Raw genomic sequence first — 21650 nt, forward strand, 5'->3', positions numbered from 1 at the left:
CGCCGGCTCGATAACGAAACGGCCCTTTTTACGATTCCTTACTTCGACTCGATTCGCTCACACTCCATCGATCCAAGAGGATCCACCAATCCGCCGCGATCGGCGACCACCGAGATCAAAGCATGTTCTACGAACCGACAAATCCCCACGGTCTTGCCCACGACCCCTTCAAATCGCTGATAATTCCCCGTCCCATCGGCTGGATCAGCACCATGGATCCGCAAGGCAATGTGAATCTCGCCCCCTATTCGTTTTTCAATGCGGTCTCTTTTCGCCCCCCGATCATGATGTTTTCGGCCGGCGGAAGGCACATCGAGGGCGGGGCCAAAGATACCGCGAGCAATGCCGAGGCCTGCGGGGAATTCGTGTGCAACCTCACCACTTGGGATTTACGGGAGGCGATGAACAAGACTTCCGCCTCCTTGCCTCGAACGACGAACGAATTCGCACAAGCGGGGCTGACCCCCATTCCCTCGCGCCTCGTTCGGCCGCCGCGGGTCGCCGAGAGCCCGGTGCATCTCGAATGCCGCCATTACCTGAGCCTCAACCTCCCGACTTGGGACGAAGGCGAGCCCAATCGCGTGATCTTCGGCGAGGTCGTCGGCATCCATATCGACGATGCCATCATCAAAGACGGCATGATCGACGTCGCCTCCTTGCGTCCGGTGGCCCGCTTGGGTTATTTCGATTACACATCGGTGGAGGGGATCTTCACCATGCCGCGACCCGATTGAAATCAAGTTTTTTGCGTACTCTTTACCCTTCATACTCTCGATTTCGAGCGTCGATCGATCATCGCCGCCATCGTTCATCGGACGTTCATCGCGCATCCGCCCCGTCGTCGATGACGAGGAGAAAAATAACATCCCATGCACAAGAAAAGCCGATGATCCCCAGCGATTGCGATCGCCCGATCGCTTCTGCGAGCGCTCATATCGGGCGGAGCCATGCCGTCATGCGAAAAACGCTGCCGGTCGGCACCGATATCCTCGAAAGGCGATCCGCATGCATGTCCTGGTATCGCAGATGCCGCCGATCTCTCGACGATGAGCGCAGCATGATCGACGCTCGATATCCAAAACCCCGCACTCGTCCGGCAACGATCCGCAGCGAGCGCCTTTTCGGGGCGTCGATACCGTCGATGAGCGGAATTCGCCTGCCGAGCCCCCTCCCGCCATCGACCGGATTCGGTCGCCCTCGCCTGCATCCTTTGCTCGTGGCTGCATCATGACCAAGAAATCGAACGAATCACCGGATCCCTCGTCGACGCCCGATCCGAAGCAGGCCCAAGGACCGTCGGAAGAACCCGGCACCGAGGAAGCGGGAGATCAATCCACCCCCAAGGTCGACTTGGATTCTTTGCGCGCCGGGCTTGTGGGTATCCGTACCGAGATCCCCGACGATGCCCTGACCGCGGAGGTATTGGGCACCGAACGCGCCGGTAGCGGGGTGGTGATCGACGACGACGGGACGGTTCTGACCATCGGCTATCTGATCACCGAAGCGGAAAGGGTTTGGATCATCGACCAAGAGAACAAGGCCGTTCCCGGCTATGTTTTGGGTCATGACCAAGAAACGGGATTCGGGCTCGTCCAGGCGCTACAGCCGATCTCGGCCACGAGGCTGACGCTGGGAGAAAGCGCCAACTGCAAGGTGGGGGATCGGGTGATCGTCGCCGCCCATGGCAGCGTCGGGGGCAATGAAATCATCGCCGCCCGGATCGTCGCCAAGCGCGAATTCGCAGGCTACTGGGAATATTTACTGGACGAGGCCTTTTTCACTGCGCCTGCGCATTCGAACTGGGGCGGAGCGGCGATGGTCGCTCTCGATGGGAAGTTGCTCGGGATCGGCTCGTTGATGGTGCATACCGTTTCCCCCGAAGGAGAGGAGTCGGGGGCGAATATGATCGTGCCCATCGATCTGGCGAAGGCGAGCATCGGGGATATCAAAAGGCTCGGGGTACCGGATCGGAGTCCTCGCCCTTGGCTGGGCTTCATCGTGCAAAAAACGGAAGAGGAAGATCTGGTCGTGGCCGGTCTTTACGATCACTGTCCGGCGGCTGCAGGGGGGCTCGAAATCGGAGATATCATCATCGATGTCGCCGGGGAAGGAGTCGAGAATCTCGCCGATCTCTTTCGCGCCATCTGGAACTTGGGACCGGCCGGATGCGAAGTGCCTCTGGGCATCGTCCGCAACGGCGATCTCCATCGAATCACCCTGATATCGATCGATCGCAACGCTCGTCTCAAAAAGGCGAGTGTGCATTGAACGAAGCGGCGATCGAGGGTTCCATGCGATCGACGACAGATCGGAACCATCGATCGGATTCTTAGGCCCCCTAGCCTATTCTCTTTCTCTGGGCGATCCGAAATCGCCTCGATCGCCAAGCCGAGGGTGTCGCTCCATCGTCCACCCTCGGATCGGGATAAATGCGGGCGCTTTTGGCGATCAATATCGCGGCAGGTTCGTATCCACCTCGCGCGACCACGCATCGATACCGCCGCTCAGGTTGTGCACATTGACAAAGCCCTCGGCGCGAAAATGTTCGGCCACCGACTGGCTGCGCACCCCGGTATGGCAGTAAAAAACCAGATAGCTATCCTTGGGTAGCGCCGACAGACTTTGCATCGTCTCCCGATCCAAGAGGGTCGAAGGCTCGATCTTCGCCTGCTCGCGCTCCTCAGATGTACGGGTATCCACCAATTCAAGCCCCTCTCCTCGGGCGGCCATCGCGGCTGCGAGTTCGGCGGGGGTGATTTGCTTGACGGGCGGCGGGGCATTGGGGTTGTCGATCTTGAAGGCCGTGCCCTGCATCGTTTCCTCGATATCGATGGCGAGGTTCTTGGCCTTGGGGGCGGAGGCGATATCGAAGAGGATCTCCACGCCTTTGTCCTCGGCACGGATCTCATGGCCTTGAACGGGAGCGAGATTGAAGGCGTGCTGCCAACGCCCGTCGATCGATAGATGCACCGCTTGCCCGGGGTTGCCCTCGCGCGCTCGACGGATGAGGTCCGCCGCCGCATCGCTGATCGATATCGCCGGAGGGGTTCGATCCGGCGCTTCGAGCCCCAAGGCTTCGTGCAGCTCGCCGCTGTTGAACATCTGCTTGACGATATCGCAGCCGCCGACGAATTCGCGATCGATATAGAGTTGGGGGATCGTCGGCCACTCGGAAAACTCCTTGATGCCGTCGCGGATCCGCTGATCTTCGAGAACGTTGAAGGTCGTATAGTCGGATACCAGCGAATCGAGCATCGATACGGTGGTGGCGGAGAAACCGCACATCGGTTGCATGCGGGTACCCTTCATGAACAATACCACCCGATCGGCTTCGATCAGCGATTCGATACGGGACTGCAAAGACGGATCCAACGGCATCGGTCTCTCCTTGAATCTTCACTTGATGTTGATGGGCTGCGCTTTGCGCAATCCCTTATTATCCATGATCGATGATCGACGACCTTCCGATGTTTCGCAAGATGCCCGATCAAGGGGCCTTGATCACGAATATCGATGGTGGATCATACGCTCACCCGAACGAAGCCTTGCAAGAGCCATCGATCCTCGCACCGAAAAAACGCCGCCTTTTTCAAAAAATACCGAGGGCAAAGACATCGATGAGCGATACCCCGACCGATATCGACGAAGCCGCCGACCTCATCGTCGAGGGCTATGAGCGCAACGCATTTTTTCCGATCGCGCTGCAAGGGAGATTGTCCTTCGATGAAGCCTTGCGATTGCAAATCGCGGTGCTGAATCGACGCCTCGAACGGGGCGATGAACTTGCGGGCTGGAAGATCGGCCTGACCTCGCCCTCGGTACGCAAACGATTCGGCAGCGATCGACAACCCTTCGGCTACTTGCTGCACCAAGGCTTGATCCCCTCGGGGAGCGAGATCGACCTCGACGATATCGTGGTCGGCGCCGGAATCGAGCCCGAGCTCTGCTTCGTCATGGGTGCGGATCTCGAAGGCCCCGGAATCACTCCCGAACAGACCCGGGGCGCGGTGGCCGGGGTCGCCCCGGGAATGGAAATCAACCAAAGAAGAGACGGCGGGGTCTTGGATTTTGCGCTCTCGGTAGCGGATAACCTGACCCAGTGGGCGGTCGTCCACGGCGAGACGATCCCCCTGCCTGCAGAATTCCTGTCCGACGATCTCGTCGTTCGCATGGAACGAAACGGCGGACTCGAAGCGAGCATGGTCGGGCGCGATGTCATCGACGATCACTTCTCGTCCATCGCGACTTTGGCCAATATTCTGGGCGAATACGGACTCGCTTTGAAATCCGGGCAGCGGCTGATCACCGGCTCGTTCAGCAAGCACGATCCCGCCCGCGGCGATCGATGGCGGGCCTCCTTCGACGGGATCGGCAGTTGCGAGGTCGCTTTCCGTCGATGAAGGGATCGAGAGCCCAAGCCCTTTCGACGATATGAGGTTCGACGAATATGAAAATAGCGGTGGTGGGAACCGGAGCGATGGGGTCGGTCTACGCCGCCCTCCTCGCCGACGCCGGAAACGATGTTTGGGCCATCGACACTTGGGCCGAGCATATCGATGTCATCCGGCGAGAGGGATTGCGGGTCGAGGGGGCCAGCGGTGATCGCACCGTCTCTCTTTCGGCCACCGACGATCCCGAGGAAGTCGGATCTTGCGATTTGGTGATCATCGCCACCAAGGCCTCGGGGGTGGAGGCCGCCGCCGCTTCCCTTCCCCCCTTGCTCGGCGACGATACCGTGGTCCTGACGATCCAGAACGGGCTCGGAGCGGCCGAGCGAATCTGCCGCCACATCGAAGCCGACCGGGTTTTGCTGGGGGTCGCCGGAGGATTCGGGGCCGCGATGCGCGCCCCCGGCCATGCTTGGCATAACGGCATGGAGATGATCCGACTCGGGGAACTCGAAGGAGAGATCAGCGAGCGCTTGGAAGGCGTGGCCCGAGTATGGCGAGATGCCGGTTTCAATGTTCGCTGTTTCGACGATATCGAGCAGCTGGTATGGGAAAAATTCGTCTGCAACGTCGCTTTCAGCGGCCCCTGTACGGTCTTTCACAGCACCGTCGGCGAGCTGCTCGATAATCCGCATATCTGGCAGGTCTCCCGCAGCTGCGCCGAAGAGGCTTTTCTCGCAGGGGTCGCCCTCGGCGTGAATTTTTCCTTCGATGATCCGGTGGATTATGTGCGCGACTTCGGTGGCCGGATCCGGCAAAGCCGACCCTCGATGCTACAAGACCATCTCGCCCGGCGCCGCTCCGAAATCGATGCCATCAACGGCATGGTGCCGGTGGTGGCCGAAAAAGCGGGCACTTTGGCCCCTCATAACGAAACCATCAGCGCCATCGTCCGCTACCAAGAGGAGCGCTTCGATCGAGAAGGCTAAGGCTTGAGCGATCGCCTTGCATCGCATACCCCCGCCCCGAGGGGTGCGGGCGGCATCGAAAGCGGACGATCCGAATCCCTCATTCCCCGGTCGCGCTGTTATTGACCAGCGCTCCGCCGCCGCCGGTTCGGGTCAGTATTTGCGCGGTGAATCGCCCATCGGATCGCACCTCGCAGGAAAGGCCCAAACCCGGCCACCTGTGTCCCAAGATGCTTACCAGTTCATCCGATTGCAGATGTCTGGTGCTTCCCGAAGGGATAATCCCCAACGCCGCCTCGTACCTTTGTCCCTCATCTAAATAGCACACGAAAACGGTGTTCGAGCAATCGTCCTGTTGCGAATCGCAGCGAATCCTGATATTCGATCGATCGGCGGCATCGGGCGAGGGAATCGATTCGATATCCGCTCGATAGCCCTCGCCTGCCATCGCGCTTCGAATCACCGCACTGTTATTGACGAGCACCCCATCCCCGGAGCGCGTCCAGATTTGGGAGCCGATATTCTCTTCGCTTCTCAAAGCGCAGCCGAGCCTTCCCTCCCACGAACCATCCAATCCGAAGCGCTCTTGGAGATAGCCGGGAACGAGGGTCGACGTCGCCTGCGCCCGAATCACCGGAAGATAACCCTGCAAGACCCTCCCGGCTTGGGTCGAGCAATCGAGGAAGACCTTGCAAGGGGTATCCTGATTGCAGCGGATGCGGATGAAGGCGCTATCTCGGGCACTCGGCGGGGGAATGGCCAGGGCTCGGGATTTGATCTCCCATTCGGGGCTTTCCTCGGGCCGATCGTTGTCGATGACTCGAAGGGCGATCGTCGACATCGAGGTGGTCTCGCCGATGGACTCGATGTCGATCGAATCATGGCCATCATCGGCATCCGAGTCCTCGATGGCGAAAACCTCCACCGGCAATCCCGACGCCCAAGTCGAGCTCGAGGGGGTGAAGACCAACGAGGTCGGGGCCAAGGAAAGGAGGCCGTTTCGGCTCGCCAAGTTGACGAAAAGGGCTTTCGGGGGTGTATTCGCAAGCCTGAAGAAGAGGGAAAGGCGCCGACCCTCGGGAATATCCACCGGACCTGCAGGGGTAACGATGAGACTTTCTCCTCCATCGACGGGTGTGGGCTGCACCGGCGAAAGCGGGAAATCGTCGTCGATGACGGTGACGGGTATCGTTTCATGGGGAGCGACGATACCACCGGAGGCCTCGAGGGTGATGGTGTCGGTATAGTTCAGCGCATCGATATCGTCGGCGGTGGAGATATTGACCGTCTGCGTCGTCGAGTAGTTCGAGGGCGTGAAAATCAACGACGTCCTATCGAGTATCAGATTCGAATTCGTCTTCGAAAGCAAGACCGTCACATTCGTATCGGGGGCCGTCGACAGGCGGATATCGATCCTTCGTCCCGAACCGCCCTCGTTCATAACCAATCCTTCCGATGGGATGAGAACGATGCTGCCCGAAGGGGTGGTCGTCGATGATTCGTCGTCGATGACGGTGAAGGCCTTGGTCGCATCCGAAGCGGTGATCGCCCCGGATATTCGAAGATCGATCCTCCCCGAATCGTTGACGGCATCGGCATCTTGACTTGCCGAGACCGAAACGCTTTGCGCGGTGGAATGGTTCGAGGGGGTGAAGGTCAAGGTCGTGGGGAAGAGCGTCACATCCGCATTCGTGGATGACAGGACAATCGTCACTTGCGCATCCGGGGCGGCGCTGAGACTGACCGAAAGAACGCCCCCACCGCCTTCGTCCATCAACAGCGTTCCCGCGGGGGAGAGCAAAATCCTCCCCGTCGGATGCGGGGGGGGATCGTCGTCGAAGATGGTGACGGCCTTTTCAAGGGAGGGAGCGATGATTCCTCCCGAGGCCTCGATGGTCAGCGTATCGGTATCGTCCACCGCATCGGCATCCTCGCTTGCGGCAACGGTGATCGATTGCACCGCCTGATAGTTCGCCGGGATAAAGGTCAAAGAGGTCGGGGTGAGGGTGATATTCGGATTGGTCTTCGAAAGCAAGACCGTCACATCCGCATTCGGGGCGACCGAGAGGTGGATATCCAAACGCCCCGACTCGCCCTCGTCCACGTTCAGCGTTCCCGAAGGGGAAACAACGATATTCCCCGAGGGAGTCGGCACCGTGGAATCGTCGTCGATCACGGTGACGGACTTTCTCGCATCCGAAGCGACGATCCCTCCCGAGGCTCGAAGCGTGATCGTCGCCGAATCGTTGACGGTATCGGTGTCTTGGGCGGCGGCGACCCGAACCGTTTGTGCGCTCGAATGGTTCGAGACGGTGAAGGTCAAGGCGCTCGGGGAGAGGGTCACATCCGGATTCGACGATGCCAGGGAAATCGTCACATTCCCGCTCGGGGCGGAATCGAGACTGACCGAGAGATTCCCCGATGCGCCCTCGTCTATCGACAAGGTCCCCGCCGGGGCGAGCTCGATGGTGCCCGATGGTTTGTCATCGTCGATGATGGCAACGGCCTTCGTCACATCCGGAGCGTCGATGCCGCCCGAGGCTTCGAGGGTTATCGTGGCCGAATCGTCGTCGACATCGCTGTCCTGGGCGGCGGTGACTTGGATCGTCTGCGCGCTCGAATGGTTCGAGGGGGTGAAGGTCAGGGAATTCGTAGAAAGGGTCAGATCCGAGTTCGAGGACGATAGCAAGACCGTCACGTTCGCTTTCGGGGCCGCACCGAGACTGACCATGAACGTGCCGGATCGACCTTCGCCCATGACCAGCGTCCCCGCCGGAGCGAGCTCGATGGTGCCTTGGGGATTGTCGTCGTCGATGACGGCGACGATCTTCGTCGCATTCGAAGCCACGATCCCCCCCGATGCTTCCAAGGTGATGGTCGCGGAGTCGTTCTCGGTATCCGAATCCTGCGCCGCCGTGATCGAGATCGATTGGGCGATGGAATGATTCGAGGGGGTGAAGATCACTTGCGCCGGAAAGAGGGTCACTTCCGAGTTCGAGGATGAAAGGGAAACCGTCACATTCGATCGCGGGGTGGTGCTGAGGCTGACCGAGAGGCTGGCCGAGCGGCCTTCGTCGATGCTCAGCGTTCCCGCCGGGGTGACTTCGATACTTCCCGGTGGCTCGTCGTCGTCGATGATGGTAACGGACTTCGTCGCATCCGAGGCGATGATGCCCCCCGATGTTCGAAAGACGATCGTCGCGGAGTCGTTGACGGCATCCGCATCGTCTGCCGCTGCGACCGAAACCGATTGCGCGGTGGAATAGTTCGAAGCGGTGAAGGTCAGCGATGCGGGGGAGAAGGATAGATCCTCGTTCAAAGACAGCAAGGAAAGAGTCACGTTCGCCGTCGGGGCGGTGTCGAGGCTGACGGAAAGACTCTGCGATTCGCCCTCGTCTATCGACAACGCCCCCGCCGGGGTCACCTCGATGCTCCCCGACGGCTTGTCGGCATCGTCGTCGGAGACGGTGACCTTCACCACCGCCGGGCCGCTCGGATAATCCCCGTCGATCTCGGCGATGACCACCCTGAACGACTCGTCCTTTTTATCGCTGTCATGGGCGGCGAAGAGGCTTATCTCCCGGTATTCATCCCAAGCCTTTGTTTGGCCCTGTCGATTGAAGTCCAGTATCAATTGGTTTCCCGCCTCATCGGGGTCGGCATCGACGGTCAAAGTGTTCGAGGACGAACCGAGCAGATTGGCAATCAACGATACGCGGATATCCTCCAAGGGTCGGCTCGCCAAGCGCAACCCGAAAGTGGCTTTTTCGCCCTCGATCAAATTCATGCTGAAGGTGGTGAGGTCGAAAGCCGCCTGCTCGTCGTCATCGACGGTGACCTGCTTCGTGACATCCGGAGCGGCGATTCCTCCCGATGCCGTCAGGGTAATCATGTCGGTATCGTCGGCCGCATCGTCATCCTCGGCGGCGGAAACCGTGACCATTTGCCATCTTGAATGATTCGACGGGGTGAAGGTCAAAGAAGCGGGGGAGAGGGTGATATCCGGCTCGGTTTTCGAAAGGGAGACCGTCACATCCCATCTCGGGGTGGCGTCGAATCTGACCGAGAAGGTATTCGATTCGCCTTCGTCGACGCTCAGCGTCCCCGCCGGTGAGAGCCGTATCGTTCCCGGACGAGGTTCGTCATCGTTGACGGCGACGACCTTGGTGGCATTCGGTGCGGTGATCCCGCCCGATGCCGCCAAGGTAATGGTGTCGCTATCGTCGACCCCGTCATCATCCTCGGCGGCGGAAACCGTGACCATTTGCGCGGTCGAAGCATTCTGTATCGTGAATGTCAACGAAGTCGGGGAAAGAGTGATATCCGAGTTGGTCTTCGAAAGCAAGACCGTCACATTTCCTTCGGGGATGGTCCCCAATCTGACGGAAAAGGTGCCCGATTCGCCTTCATCCAGAGCCAGCCTCCCGGTCGGTAAGAGCTCTATCGTGCCCGGGGTGGGCTCGTCATCGTCGATGGAGACCATCTTGGTGACGTTAGGGGCGTCGATTCCCCCCGATGCCGTCAGGGTGATCGTGTCCGATTCGTTATTCCCATCGCTATCCTCGGCGACCGAGACGGTAACCGTTTGCGCGGTGGAATAGTTCGAGGGAGTGAATGTCAAGGAAGCGGGGGAGAGTCTCACATCCGAATTGGTCTTCGAAAGCGAGATCGTCGCATTCGCCTTGGGGGCGGTGCTGAATTTGATCGATAGGGTCGCCGAATCGCCTTCGTCCATATTCAACGTCCCCGCCGGGGCGACCTCGATCGTTCCTTGGGGGTTGTCGTCGTCGGCGATGCGGATCGACCTCGTAACCTTCGGTGTGCGAAGGGTTCCCGTCGTAATCAGGGTGATGGTATCGGTATCGTCGGTGAAATCGCTATCTTGGGCAACGGTGACGGTAACGCTTTGGTTGCTGGAATAGTTCGATTGGTTGAAGTTCAAAGAGGTGGGGCTTATCGTCACATCGGGATTGGTATTCGAAAAATGGATCGTCGCATTTTGATAGGGGCTTTCGGTGAGTCTGGCGGAGATGGTCGCCGATGCGCCCTCGTTGATCGATATATTCCCTCCCGGGAAAGCGGTTATCGAACCGGTGGGTTTTTCGGTGTCGTGGACGGTGAGGGTCCTTAGCGAACCTATATCGTATCTACGAATATCGGTCTCGCCGAAGAGCGCAGAGAATCTTATCCCGGGGGTTTCGTCGACCAGATCGGGATCTCGGGCGACGCTGATGGGAATCGTTTGATATTGATCCCAACGATTCGTATTCCCCGAACGCTTGAATGTCTTGGTAATGAAGGAGGGGCTGCCGCTCTCGCCGACGAAAGACAGTCGATGACCGATACCGGTGAACGCGATACGCACATAAGTATCGTTATTTTGAGGCTGGGCCGTCAGGCGCAGTTGGACGTTGACGGTCTGCCCTTCCACCGCGATGAAGGGATCGGGTTGGACATCGAATCCGTACTCGTCGGGATCGTCGGTATCGACTCTGAGGGATCCGGTCTTTCCCGCGTAATCCCCCCCCGCTCCGGTGAAGTTGATGAACAGTCGCTCATCGAGCGCATCGTCGTCCTCGGCGAGTGCGACGTTCACCGTCCGGTATCGATTCCAAGCGTTGGTCTGGCCGTATCGATTGAATCTCAAAATGGTTTGATTGCCCGCCGTTTGCGGGTCGGTATCGACGGTCAGATTCGAATCCGTGGTGGTCAGTGTCACGCTCATATCGGCCGACGGGCGCGTCGCCAAGCGCACACCGAAACTGTCCGTTCCGGGCTCGTCGATCTCCAAGGAGGTGGTGTCGATATCGAATCCCTGCTCCTCGTCGTCGTCGATTTCGACCCACAGATAGGCATCCGGAGCGGTGAAGCCTCCCGTGGCCGAGAGGGTGATCGGCTCGTTGTGATCGAGTCCATCGTCATCTTGGGCGGCGGTGACGGTGACCGTTTTCGCCGTGCCCCAATTCGTGACGGAAAAGCCCAAAAAACTCGGAGAAACACTCGTCAATGAGACTCTCGGCAAAATATCGACCCTTACATAAGCATTCGGAGCGGCGCTGAGCGTGACCTGGAAGGTGCCCGATCGACCCTCGCCCAAGAGCATCCTCCCGGCAGGATTGATCTGAATCGTCCCCGTGGCCGCTATATCGTCATCGTCGTTGATTCTGACCACCCTAAGATCGGGAGAGGCACTATGACTATATGATGTCCTGATATCGATTCGCTCATCACCGGTGTCGCCATCATGCACGGCGGTCAATGTGATCGTGGTCTGGAATGTAATGATGGGTATGGTGGGGATGCTATCGACGCTCCATCTGTCGATATTCACCGTTGCCGGGCTGACTTGCAAGCGCTTGGAATCGGTGCTGGCCAGTGTCAGCCTGACGGATCGCGTACCGACGCTCTCACTTGCCAGAACTCGAAGCGATACGGTTTTCATCTGTCCTTCGTTTATCGTAATGGTATTGCCTTGATTGATGGTCAGGGAATATTGTGCGAATGCCGGTTGAAGCGCTGCAATTGTCAATGCAATCCCGGTGCCGATCGCGATGACCCGCCGAACGAGTCGGCTTTTCTTTATAAAAGGAGTGACTTCGCAAGGAGTGACTTCGCACTCTTTAGGACTATCTGCGCTTCTATAAAAGACCGGCGGCGATCCGATCCTCGATAATATAAAAAGGATTCGATGAATCGATGCGAACGAGGCTTCGATGATGATCTCGAAAAGCGATCGATAGGAAAGACGATACCCTCGCTCGGTTTTCGGGGTTGACGGGATCATCGATTGCATCGGGTCAAATCTCGAACCTAAGCAATGGGATTTAAAAACGGAATTTGAAAATGAAATTCGGGAATCGGTACCGGGCTAAGGTCTCGCTTTATAAGCGGCAAGCATCGGATAAAAGACCGGGCTCGTCCTCCAATCACGGATTATACCATCCCCGCCGAGGCATCCCTAAGAGCGTACATTGAACATCGACGAGAAATTCGATGGATAGAGACCCTGAAATCCCGTGCCGAAAGGCATGATCCCTAACCTCCGTTCGCAAAAAAACCCGTGAACGCCGCGCCTTTCGCTTTCCTTCGAAAGCGCGGGCGTTCAACCCTCCCAAAAGGCTCGGATGGCGGCGACTCCTTGCGCCCCGTATCCATGAGCGAGGGGGATATCCTTCTCTTCGAGTCCTCCGAGAGCGAAGATCGGCATGCAGGCCCGACGCACGAGGGCGGTGAATCCTTGCCAACCCAAGATCGAGGCCTCGGGATGGGTTGCGGTGCGATGCACGGGCCCGGCGACCGCGAAATCGCAGCGCAGGGTTTTTGAAAGATCGATCTCTCGCTCGTCGTGGCAAGAGGCGGCGATCAAAGCGCCTTTATCCCGCAACTCGTCCAAGGCCTCGATATCGGCGGCGCAAGAGCGGGCCGGACCGTCGGCAAGATCGAATAGCCGCTTGGAGTCGAGGTGCACACCGTCGGCTCCGGAGCGAAGGGCAAGGGCGGGAGAGGCATTGACGAGGAGCCTCGCCCCGGCATCTTCGCAAATCGCTCGGGCACTTCGAGCGAGCCGGAGCAGATCATCCTCGTTCTCGATCGTCTTTGCGCGCAGTTGCACCAGATCGAAGCCTCGATCCACCCGTTGTGCGAGACGATCCAAAAAAGCCCTCGCATCGCCTCGGGGCTCGGGGGTGATGAGATAACGAGCAGGCAATCGCAAAGCGGTGATCACCCGCTCGTTCGCGGGCAGGAAACTCGAGGGATCCAAATCCTCCAAGGGCAACCATTCGATAGGCTGCCCCTCGCAGCCTTTGGCTTCGCCGCTGAACGATTCCACCCGCCAGATATCGAGATCGATCTCTCTTTCGAGGTAGCGATGGCGCAAACGGATCAGCGGGCGGGCCTTTTCGATGCGGATGCCGACTTCCTCGGCCAGCTCGCGCGCAAGACACTCCCAGCGGGATTCGCCGGGCTCGACCTTGCCCCCGGGGAATTCCCGACGACCCGAAAAACGCCCGTGCACGCGCCGGGCCACCAAGACATTTCGCCCCTTCGGATCGAGAACGACCCCGGCCACCACATGAATGCTCCTTGGCGAGAGGTCGCGACTCATTCCTCGCCCCTAACCATCATTCCTTCGATGAACGCTCCCCGCCGAAGCCTCGTACGCTTGGGCGAATATCGAATCGATGCCATCGATCACCCCCGATTCGCCATGCATCAGGAGCGATAGTCGGCGTTGATACTGACATAGTCATGGGAGAAATCGCAGGTCCACATACGATCCGCGGCCTTGCCCCGACCCAAAGCGATCCGGATTCGGATCTCCTCTCGGGCAAGAACCGCAGCCCCCGCCTCTTCGCGATATTTTGGATCGCGAGCCCCGGCGCTGACGATGCAGACCTCCCCCAGCCAGATGCGGATACGAGCGATATCGAGATCGGCCAAGCCCGCCCGACCCACCGCGGCCAAGATCCGCCCCCAATTCGCATCACCGGCGTACAAGGCGGTCTTGACCAAGGGTGAATGCGCCACGGTTTTCGCAACCTGCAGGCACTCGTTCTCGTTTTCTCCCTCGATCACTTCGATCTCGACGAATTTCGTCGCCCCCTCGCCATCGCGCACGATGGCTTGGGAAAGGAATGCGGTGGCCTCGCAAACGAGATCGGCGAAGGCGGCGCATTCGGGACTGTCAAGCGCGATCGGCTGGTTATCCGCAGCTCCCGTGGCGGCGAGAACGCAGGCATCGTTGGTGGAGGTATCGCCGTCGACGCTGATGCGATTGAAACTTCGGTGCACCGCCCGCTGCAGCACCGCCTCCAAAACTTGGGCTTCGACCTTGGCATCGGTGGCGATGAAGGCCAGCATCGTGGCCATATTCGGATGAATCATCCCCGAGCCCTTGGCAATCCCCGTCAGTCGCACCTGCCGCCCGCCGATCCGCTTGGATAGGGAGATCCCTTTAGGGAGGATATCGGTGGTGAGGATGGCGAGGGCGGCTTCGAGCCAGCCATCGGGCTTCAATGACTCGCAAGCGAAGGGAATGGCGCGAGCGATGCGCTCCATCGGTAGGGGCTCGCCGATCACCCCGGTGGAAAAAGGCAGCACCGAATCGGCCTGCACTTGGTCATCCGGGCCTGAGAGGGCATCGGCGACCAAGGCGCAGCAACGACGGGCATCGGCGATGCCCGGCTCGCCGGTGCCGGCATTGGCGCTGCCGACGTTGACCAGCAGGTAGCGAGGTCGAGCCTGCCTCAGGTGCTCCCGCGCAACGAGCACGGGAGCTGCGCAAAAGGCGTTGTCGGTGAAGGTCGCCGCCACTTCGGTATCGCCGGAAAAGGCGAACAGGGTCAAGTCGTCTCGATGCTCCTTGCGAGCGCCCGAGGCCGCCGTTCCCACCCATACCCCGTCGATGGGAGCCAACGATTCGGGGGCGCTCAATCCGACCGGCATTTTCTTGACCTCCTCCAAAACCTTCGACAATCGGTACCGAAGGCGAATCGTTCGGTATCCGACAAGGCCCTTTCCTTATCAGGCATTTCCTTGTCAGGCAGCGGGGCGTCCGCAGCAACGCTTGTATTTCTTGCCCGAACCGCAAGGACAGAGCTCGTTGCGACCGATCTTGCGGCCTTCCCTGATATAGGTACCCGCCCCTTCGTTATCGCCCGTCGATGCCGGGGAGGGCCCGCCCGTCCCCGCAAGCGCCGGCCGGAGCCGCCGCCCGATGGCGGGGTCGGCGCCGGCGGCGGGCGGGGCATCGGCGCCCGATAGCGAAGGGTGAACATACTCGACCGGGGCGCTTTGTCGACGCTGGGCTTCGACCGCTTTGACATCCTCCTCCGCCCGCACTTGCACCTTCGAAAGCAAGGAGACGATCTCGGTCTTCAAGCGCTCGGTCAGGGCATGGAACATCTCGAAGGCTTCGCGCTTGTATTCCTGCTTCGGATTCTTCTGGGCATAGCCGCGCAGACCGATGCCTTGGCGAAGATAATCCATCGACGCCAAATGTTCCTTCCAGCACCGATCGAGGATCTGCAAGGTGACCGCCTTTTCGAAATGGCGCATCACCCGGGGCCCGGCCAGCGTTTCCTTTTCCCGATAACGATCGACGACGGTATCCAAGATACGCTTGCGCAGCGGCTCCTCATAAAGCCGCTCGTCCTCGTCGAGCCAGCGGCGCACCGGTATCGGCAATGCGAATTCGCGCTCCAAGGCTTCTTCGAGGCCATCGATATCCCACTGCTCATCGAGGCTCTCAGGGGGGATATAGGTGCTGATGACCTTTTGCACCACATCCTCGCGCATGGTCTGTATCTGCTCCGAGACATCCTCCACCGCCATCAACTCCTTGCGCAGGGTGTAGATCTCCTTGCGCTGATCGTTGGCGACATCGTCGTATTCCAGCAGCTGCTTGCGGATATCGAAATTATGGGCCTCGACCTTGCGTTGGGCGTTCTCGATCGCCCGACTGACCCATTTATGCTCGATGGCCTCGCCATGCTCCATACCGAGCTTTTGCATCAGCGTCCCGACCCGCTCCGAGGCGAAACGGCGCATCAGATCGTCTTCGAGGGAGAGATAGAAGCGACTGGATCCGGGGTCGCCTTGGCGGCCGGAGCGCCCCCGGAGCTGGTTATCGATCCGGCGAGAATCATGGCGTTCGGTGCCGATGATATGCAGCCCCCCGGCGGCGATCACCGCCTCGTGACGTTCCTGATATTGCTTTTGCACGGCCTCGACGATCGCCTCGTCGGCATCGGCGGGAAGCTCGGCGAGATCGACATCGCGATTTCCGCCAAGCACGATATCGGTTCCCCGACCCGCCATATTGGTGGCGATGGTCACCGCGCAGGGACGACCCGCCTGAGCGACGATCGCCGCTTCTCGGGCATGCTGCTTGGCATTGAGCACCTCGTGGGCGATACCCGCATCGGTCATCATCCTAGCCAATAGTTCGGAGGTCTCGATCGATGTGGTGCCCACCAAAACCGGCTGCCCGCGGGCGACACAGTCGCGAATATCCTCCAAGACCGCTTCGAATTTCTCCCCTTGAGTCAAGAAGACGAGATCCGCCATATCGTCGCGGATCATCGGCTTATGGGTGGGGATGATCACCACTTCGAGATTGTAGATCTGCTGGAACTCCGCCGCCTCGGTATCGGCGGTACCGGTCATCCCCGCGAGTTTTTCGTATTGACGAAAGTAATTTTGGAAGGTGATCGAAGCCAGCGTCTGATTCTCGTTCTGGATCGGCACCCCCTCCTTGGCCTCGATCGCTTGATGCAATCCTTCGGACCAACGCCTTCCCGGCATCGTCCGCCCGGTGAATTCATCGACGATGACGATTTGCCGATCGCGCACGATATATTCGACATTCCGGTTATAAAGAGCGTGCGCCCGCAGTCCGGCATTGAGGTGATGAACCAGCGCGATATTGGCGGAATCGTAAAGACTCTCCCCTCGGGCCAAGATATCGGCATCGATCAGGAGGGCTTCGACATGCTCGTGTCCCTCCTCGGTGATATGCACCTGCTTGGCCTTTTCATCGACCGAATAATCCCCCGGGCCATTCTCCTCTCGTTGGCGCTTCAACTGCGGAATCACCCGATCGATGCGCTGATAGAGATCGGAATTCTCGTCGGTGGGACCGGAGATGATCAAGGGCGTGCGCGCTTCGTCGATCAGGATCGAATCCACCTCGTCGACGATCGCGTAGTGGAGCTCGCGCTGCATCTTGTCGGCATCGCTGAACGCCATGTTATCGCGCAGGTAGTCGAATCCGAGTTCGTTATTGGTGGCATAGACGATATCCGCACCATACGCATCGCGCTTGTCCTGCGCCTCCATCCCCGGCACCACCACCCCGGTACGCAACCCCAAGAATTGGTAGATGGCCCCCATCCACTGACCATCGCGCCGAGCGAGGTAGTCGTTGACGGTCACCACATGCACCCCGTGTCCGCCAAGGGCGTTGAGGTATGCGGGCAAGGTGGCGGCGAGGGTCTTGCCCTCGCCGGTGCGCATTTCCGCGATATGCCCCTCATGCAAGGCGATGCCGCCGATCAGCTGAACATCGAAATGACGCATATCGAGGACTCGCCGACTGGCCTCTCGAACCACGGCGAAGGCCTCGGGCATGATCGACTCCAAACTCTCCCCTTGCTGAACTCGGGTGCGAAAGATATCGGTGTGCGCCCGCAATTCGGCATCGTCGAGGGCCGAAATCTGCGCTTCGAGTTCATTCGTGCTACCTACGATGCGGCGCATCTTGCGCAACTGACGATCATTGCGACTGCCGACGACCTTCTTGAATAGATCCTTGATCATCTGGATGCTCGGTGATGGGGTGAACGATATCTCGGCAAGGGGTGGGGGCTCGGCGATGAAAGCCGCCGATATCCCTTTTTCGATGTCTCTTTTTCGATGCTTGGGACACCGAAATCGATGGAGCGACAATCGATCCTGTTTCGATCCTATTTTAAAAGGAAATCCCTCGGGGCGAATCGAATTTGCATCCTTACAATCCCCCTTGCGCCGGGGATTTCAGGGCGAAGCCTTCGATCAAGGAGAATTCTACGCCGCCGATGATGGCATCGCCTATCGCAGCGACCGACGATACGAAGGATCGCTTCGTGGCGCATCGTTTTTTCCTCCTCGACAAGGGGAGGGATTTTCCGGGATCTTCGGGAATTTGCACCGATATCCCTCTGGCGTCTACAATTTGGCGTCTACAATCGACCGGCTTTTCGAAAGCAAAACTCGACGGTTCGATGCAATGAAGCGGCTCGATATAAAAAGCACCTCGATACCAAAAGCACTCGATGCAATGCCTATCAATCGACAACGGCCCTCCAATGCCTCTTGGAAGAGCGTTCATTCGATCATCGATGACGGGCTATCCGAGCCCGGGAAATTGCTTCGAAGGGCCAAGGAGTACGAACGCCTCGACACCCTTCTCGCACAATCCATCGCCTCGGAAATGAAAGACGGTCCGGACTCGATCGGAACCATTCGCCTGCGCGAGATCAAGGGCGACAGACTGCTTGTGAGCGTGGATTGCGCCGCCGGGGCCTTGCGCTTGCGCTTTTTGAATCCGCAAGCCATCGCTCGTATCGCCCGCGCCTTGGGAGAACCCGCTATCCGACGCATCGAAATCCGGGTGCGCCCCGATATCCTCCCCCGTGAAGAGCGAAGTGCCCGAGAAGCGAGGTAGGAGATGAAAGAGCGTCTTGGAAGTCTTGGAAAAAACGCCTAAGCGAGATGAAAAAAGCGAGGGCCAAGGAAAATCGCTTCGGGCGATGCCATCTTCGAACAATGATCGCTCGGGATCGAGCGAGGGTCGGGGACCGTCTTCGAATATCACCCTTCGAAGGAAGGCATGGCCACGTTGCGGCCCGCCCGGCTAGCCTATCGACGCTTAAGCGTGGCGGCGGTTAAGATTCATTCGGCAAAGGTCGGTTGCATATAAACGATGGGGACTTCGGAGACATCGTCGAACTCCACCATCTCCCATGCGCTCTTGGTGGAAATGAGGGTTCGAAGGAGCTTGTTGTTGAGCTCGTGCCCCGATTTATGGCCGCTATAGGATCCGATGAGCCCGTGTCCTAAAAGATAGAGATCGCCGATCGCATCGAGCATCTTATGTTTGACGAATTCGTCTCGATAGCGCAGACCCTCGGCATTGAGTACGCGATAGTCGTCGATGAGGATGGCATTGTCGGGGGTGCCGCCCAATGCGAGGTTGTTTTCGCGCAAGCGTTCGATATCGCTCATGAATCCGAAAGTGCGCGCCCGACTGACCTCTTTGACGAAAGAAGTGGTGGAAAAATCCACGGTGGCCTGATTGATTCCCTCGCGAAAAACGGGATGGTCGAATTCGATCGAAAACGAAACCTTGAAGCCGTCGAAGGGACGGAAGCAAACCCATTTATCGTCTTGCTGCTCGTGCACCGGCTCGACGATGCGGATGAATCTTTTGGGGGTATTTTGTTCATCGACCCCGGCGGACTGGATGAGGAAGACGAAGGGTCCGGCGCTTCCATCCATGATCGGCACTTCGGGGGCATCCAAGTCGACGAAGGCGTTGTCGATGCCCATGCCCGCCATCGCCGATAGCAGATGTTCGACGGTCGAAACCCTTACATCGCCCTTGCACAAGGTGGTGGAAAGGCGCGTATCCCCGACATTTTCCGGGCATGCACGAATCTCGACCGCCGGGCTTATATCGACTCGACGAAAGACGATTCCGGTATTGGCAGGTGCCGGTCGTAGTGAAAGATAGACTTTCCGCCCGGTATGCAGGCCCACTCCCGTCGCCTTGATAATATTTTTCAGTGTCCGCTGCCTGATCATGGCCGCTCGCTTCTCCTTCGAAGAATTCCGATGGCAACTTCAGTTCAAGAAGGAAGGGCTAAAAGGCGCGCCCATTCGCTCGATGATTGCGACATCCGAATTCCGGTATGCGCTCCATAACGAATCATTCATCTACAAGTACCAAAAAGCGACCTAGGCCGCTTCGGAAAAGCGACGAAAAAGGCAAATAACTTTTTCCAAGGGCCGGTAAAGACGATACCACTCGAGACGGCGGCATCCAAGGCAACCCTTGCCGATTTTTATTATAGCATATTTCTCGTGCCCTTGAGTTTCGAATTCGGATCGGGATATTGCCTTTTCACCTCATCCACCTCATCGAGGGGGATCGCCTCGTTTTTCGAAAGACGAACTCTTCTCTTCGCCCCGATGACTGACTCGCCGGGCGATTCGGTGGTCGACGCACGAGGAGGCACAAGGGGCTTATCTCCCAAGAGATATCCCCGGCAACCATCGAGTCGGCGAGGCGCTCGATCATCCCCCGACAGCGCCGGATTTTCCGCCGCTTCGAGATCGGGAGATCGAAAAACCTCGCCTTGACTCGCCGTCTCTCGACTCGTTGCCTTTCGCCGAGTCTTTGGCCGAACCTACCGCAAAAGACGCCCCCCAAGGCTCATCGCTTCATCGAAGAGCGCGAAGAGCCGGGGTTGTCCCATATCAGTCCGCCTGACGCCGCAGGAAGTCGGGGATGTTGATCATATCCCGCGCATCGCCGCGACTCTTGGTATCGTATCCCGAGCTGTCCTGGCGTATGTAGGTCGGCTCGTCGTATTCCCGATACGATCGCTGATAGGCGTCGGAGGCGGTGGATCGTTGATCGTCTTGGGGCATCTCCTGGATGCTTTCCTCGTCATCGACGGATCCGGCGGCCTCGCGGTTCGTGGTGGCGGATGAAGAACCGACCAGACGCATCCCTTGGCGAAATTTCTGGCCGGGCTCGCTCAGACCGGTCGCGACCACGGTCACGGCGATATCCTCGCCCATCGATTCGTCCAAGGTGGCGCCGACGATGACCATCGCATCCTCGGAGGCGAACTCCCCGATCGTATCGCCGACGAGATTCAGCTCCTGAATCGAGAGATCGTCGCGGGCGCTGATATTGACGAGTATCCCCCGCGCTCCGCTGAGGTCGATATCTTCGAGCAGCGGACAACGCACCGCGGCATCCGTGGCCTGCGAGGCGCGATCCGGACCGCTCGCCCGGCCCGAGCCCATCATCGCCGGACCCTTCTCCGACATCACCGTGCGCACATCGGCGAAATCGACGTTGACCATCCCGGTATGGGTGATGAGATCGGCAATCCCTTGCACCGCCCCGCAAAGAACATCGTTCGCAGCGGCAAAGGCATCGACCAAGGTCACCTTATCCCCGAGCACCTTGAGCAAGCGCTCGTTGGGAATGGTGATCATCGAATCGACGTTCTGCGCCAGTTCCCGGATACCGTCATCCGCAATCCGAATCCGACGATTGCGCTCGAAGGGAAATGGACGGGTGACGACGGCCACGGTCAGGATGCCCATTTCGCGAGCCAAGGCCGCGATCACCGGCGAAGCCCCGGTGCCGGTTCCTCCACCCATGCCCGCGGTGATGAAGAGCATGTCGGAACCGGCCAAGAGCTCCTTGATGCGCTCGCGATCCTCCATCGCCGCCTCGCGGCCGACTTCGGGATTGGCTCCCGCCCCGAGCCCTTTGGTGACATCGGCGCCCAGCTGGATCAGGGTCCGGGCCGTCGATTTTTTCAGCGCTTGGGAATCGGTATTGGCGCAAACGAATTCCACCCCTTCGACATTTTTCGTGATCATGTGCTCGACCGCGTTGCCGCCGCCGCCACCGACTCCGATCACCCGAATCACCGCGTTGTTGGTACTCGTATCAGCGAGTTCGAACATGGTAGAACCCTCCTAGGGGTTGTTTGAAAAAAAATCCGGT

14 protein-coding genes are annotated in these 21650 nt (G+C 59.0%); 6 read left to right on the forward strand and 8 right to left on the reverse strand.

What is annotated here, in order from left to right:
- The first annotated feature begins 122 nt into the window (after nucleotides 1–122).
- From BF99_RS0116505 to BF99_RS0116515, 3 genes are all read left to right on the forward strand, one after another.
- The gene (locus tag BF99_RS0116505; protein ID WP_025771921.1) at nucleotides 123–734 is read left to right on the forward strand and encodes a flavin reductase family protein; all 612 of its coding nucleotides are present in this window, start codon (nucleotides 123–125) and stop codon (nucleotides 732–734) included.
- A gap of 152 nt (nucleotides 735–886) precedes the next feature.
- Complete coding sequence (locus tag BF99_RS23840; protein WP_231471425.1) at nucleotides 887–1231, forward strand: hypothetical protein; 345 nt, start codon at nucleotides 887–889, stop codon at nucleotides 1229–1231.
- Entirely contained in the window at nucleotides 1228–2268 is a 1041-nt protein-coding gene (locus tag BF99_RS0116515) for a S1C family serine protease (protein WP_025771924.1), read from the forward strand. Before BF99_RS23840 ends, BF99_RS0116515 begins: the two co-directional genes overlap by 4 nt.
- A gap of 180 nt (nucleotides 2269–2448) precedes the next feature.
- On the opposite strand, the gene grxD is transcribed toward BF99_RS0116515, so the two are convergent.
- Complete coding sequence (gene grxD / locus BF99_RS0116520; RefSeq protein ID WP_025771925.1) at nucleotides 2449–3378, reverse strand: Grx4 family monothiol glutaredoxin; 930 nt, start codon at nucleotides 3376–3378, stop codon at nucleotides 2449–2451.
- Between the two features lie 239 nt (nucleotides 3379–3617).
- Between grxD and BF99_RS0116525 the strand changes: the two genes are divergently transcribed.
- Both BF99_RS0116525 and BF99_RS0116530 read left to right on the forward strand, forming a co-directional pair.
- A complete protein-coding gene (locus BF99_RS0116525; protein WP_156013407.1) occupies nucleotides 3618–4400 on the forward strand; it encodes a 2-keto-4-pentenoate hydratase in 783 nt (260 codons plus the stop codon).
- Nucleotides 4401–4447: 47 nt separating this feature from the next.
- A complete protein-coding gene (locus BF99_RS0116530) occupies nucleotides 4448–5377 on the forward strand; it encodes a ketopantoate reductase family protein (RefSeq protein ID WP_025771927.1) in 930 nt (309 codons plus the stop codon).
- 79 nt (nucleotides 5378–5456) lie between these two features.
- On the opposite strand, the gene BF99_RS0116535 is transcribed toward BF99_RS0116530, so the two are convergent.
- The 5 genes from BF99_RS0116535 to BF99_RS23515 all read right to left on the reverse strand — a co-directional run bounded on the left by BF99_RS0116535 (nucleotide 5457) and on the right by BF99_RS23515 (nucleotide 18047).
- The gene (locus BF99_RS0116535; protein ID WP_156013409.1) at nucleotides 5457–11798 is read right to left on the reverse strand and encodes a hypothetical protein; all 6342 of its coding nucleotides are present in this window, start codon (nucleotides 11796–11798) and stop codon (nucleotides 5457–5459) included.
- 660 nt (nucleotides 11799–12458) lie between these two features.
- Nucleotides 12459–13463: a Nudix family hydrolase gene (locus BF99_RS0116540; RefSeq protein WP_025771930.1), complete on the reverse strand. Its 1005-nt coding sequence runs from the start codon at nucleotides 13461–13463 to the stop codon at nucleotides 12459–12461.
- A gap of 107 nt (nucleotides 13464–13570) precedes the next feature.
- Complete coding sequence (gene argJ, locus BF99_RS0116550) at nucleotides 13571–14803, reverse strand: bifunctional glutamate N-acetyltransferase/amino-acid acetyltransferase ArgJ (RefSeq protein ID WP_025771931.1); 1233 nt, start codon at nucleotides 14801–14803, stop codon at nucleotides 13571–13573.
- A gap of 93 nt (nucleotides 14804–14896) precedes the next feature.
- Nucleotides 14897–17677, reverse strand: a complete 2781-nt coding sequence (gene secA, locus BF99_RS0116555) for a preprotein translocase subunit SecA (protein ID WP_025771933.1) — start codon at nucleotides 17675–17677, stop codon at nucleotides 14897–14899.
- A 190-nt stretch (nucleotides 17678–17867) separates the two neighbouring features.
- On the reverse strand, nucleotides 17868–18047 hold the full coding sequence (locus BF99_RS23515) for a hypothetical protein (protein WP_197019195.1): 180 nt from the start codon (nucleotides 18045–18047) through the stop codon (nucleotides 17868–17870).
- A gap of 129 nt (nucleotides 18048–18176) precedes the next feature.
- Between BF99_RS23515 and BF99_RS23520 the strand changes: the two genes are divergently transcribed.
- Entirely contained in the window at nucleotides 18177–18563 is a 387-nt protein-coding gene (locus BF99_RS23520; RefSeq protein WP_197019196.1) for a DciA family protein, read from the forward strand.
- Between the two features lie 227 nt (nucleotides 18564–18790).
- On the opposite strand, the gene lpxC is transcribed toward BF99_RS23520, so the two are convergent.
- Together lpxC and ftsZ are read right to left on the reverse strand one after the other, a co-directional pair.
- A complete protein-coding gene (gene lpxC, locus BF99_RS0116565) occupies nucleotides 18791–19702 on the reverse strand; it encodes a UDP-3-O-acyl-N-acetylglucosamine deacetylase (RefSeq protein WP_025771936.1) in 912 nt (303 codons plus the stop codon).
- A 675-nt stretch (nucleotides 19703–20377) separates the two neighbouring features.
- Nucleotides 20378–21610: a cell division protein FtsZ gene (gene ftsZ / locus BF99_RS0116580; RefSeq protein ID WP_025771938.1), complete on the reverse strand. Its 1233-nt coding sequence runs from the start codon at nucleotides 21608–21610 to the stop codon at nucleotides 20378–20380.
- Nucleotides 21611–21650 lie beyond the last annotated feature (40 nt).

The organism is Thioalkalivibrio sp. HK1 (assembly GCA_000583135.1).
In the GTDB taxonomy this organism is placed as follows: Bacteria; Pseudomonadota; Gammaproteobacteria; order HK1; family HK1; genus HK1.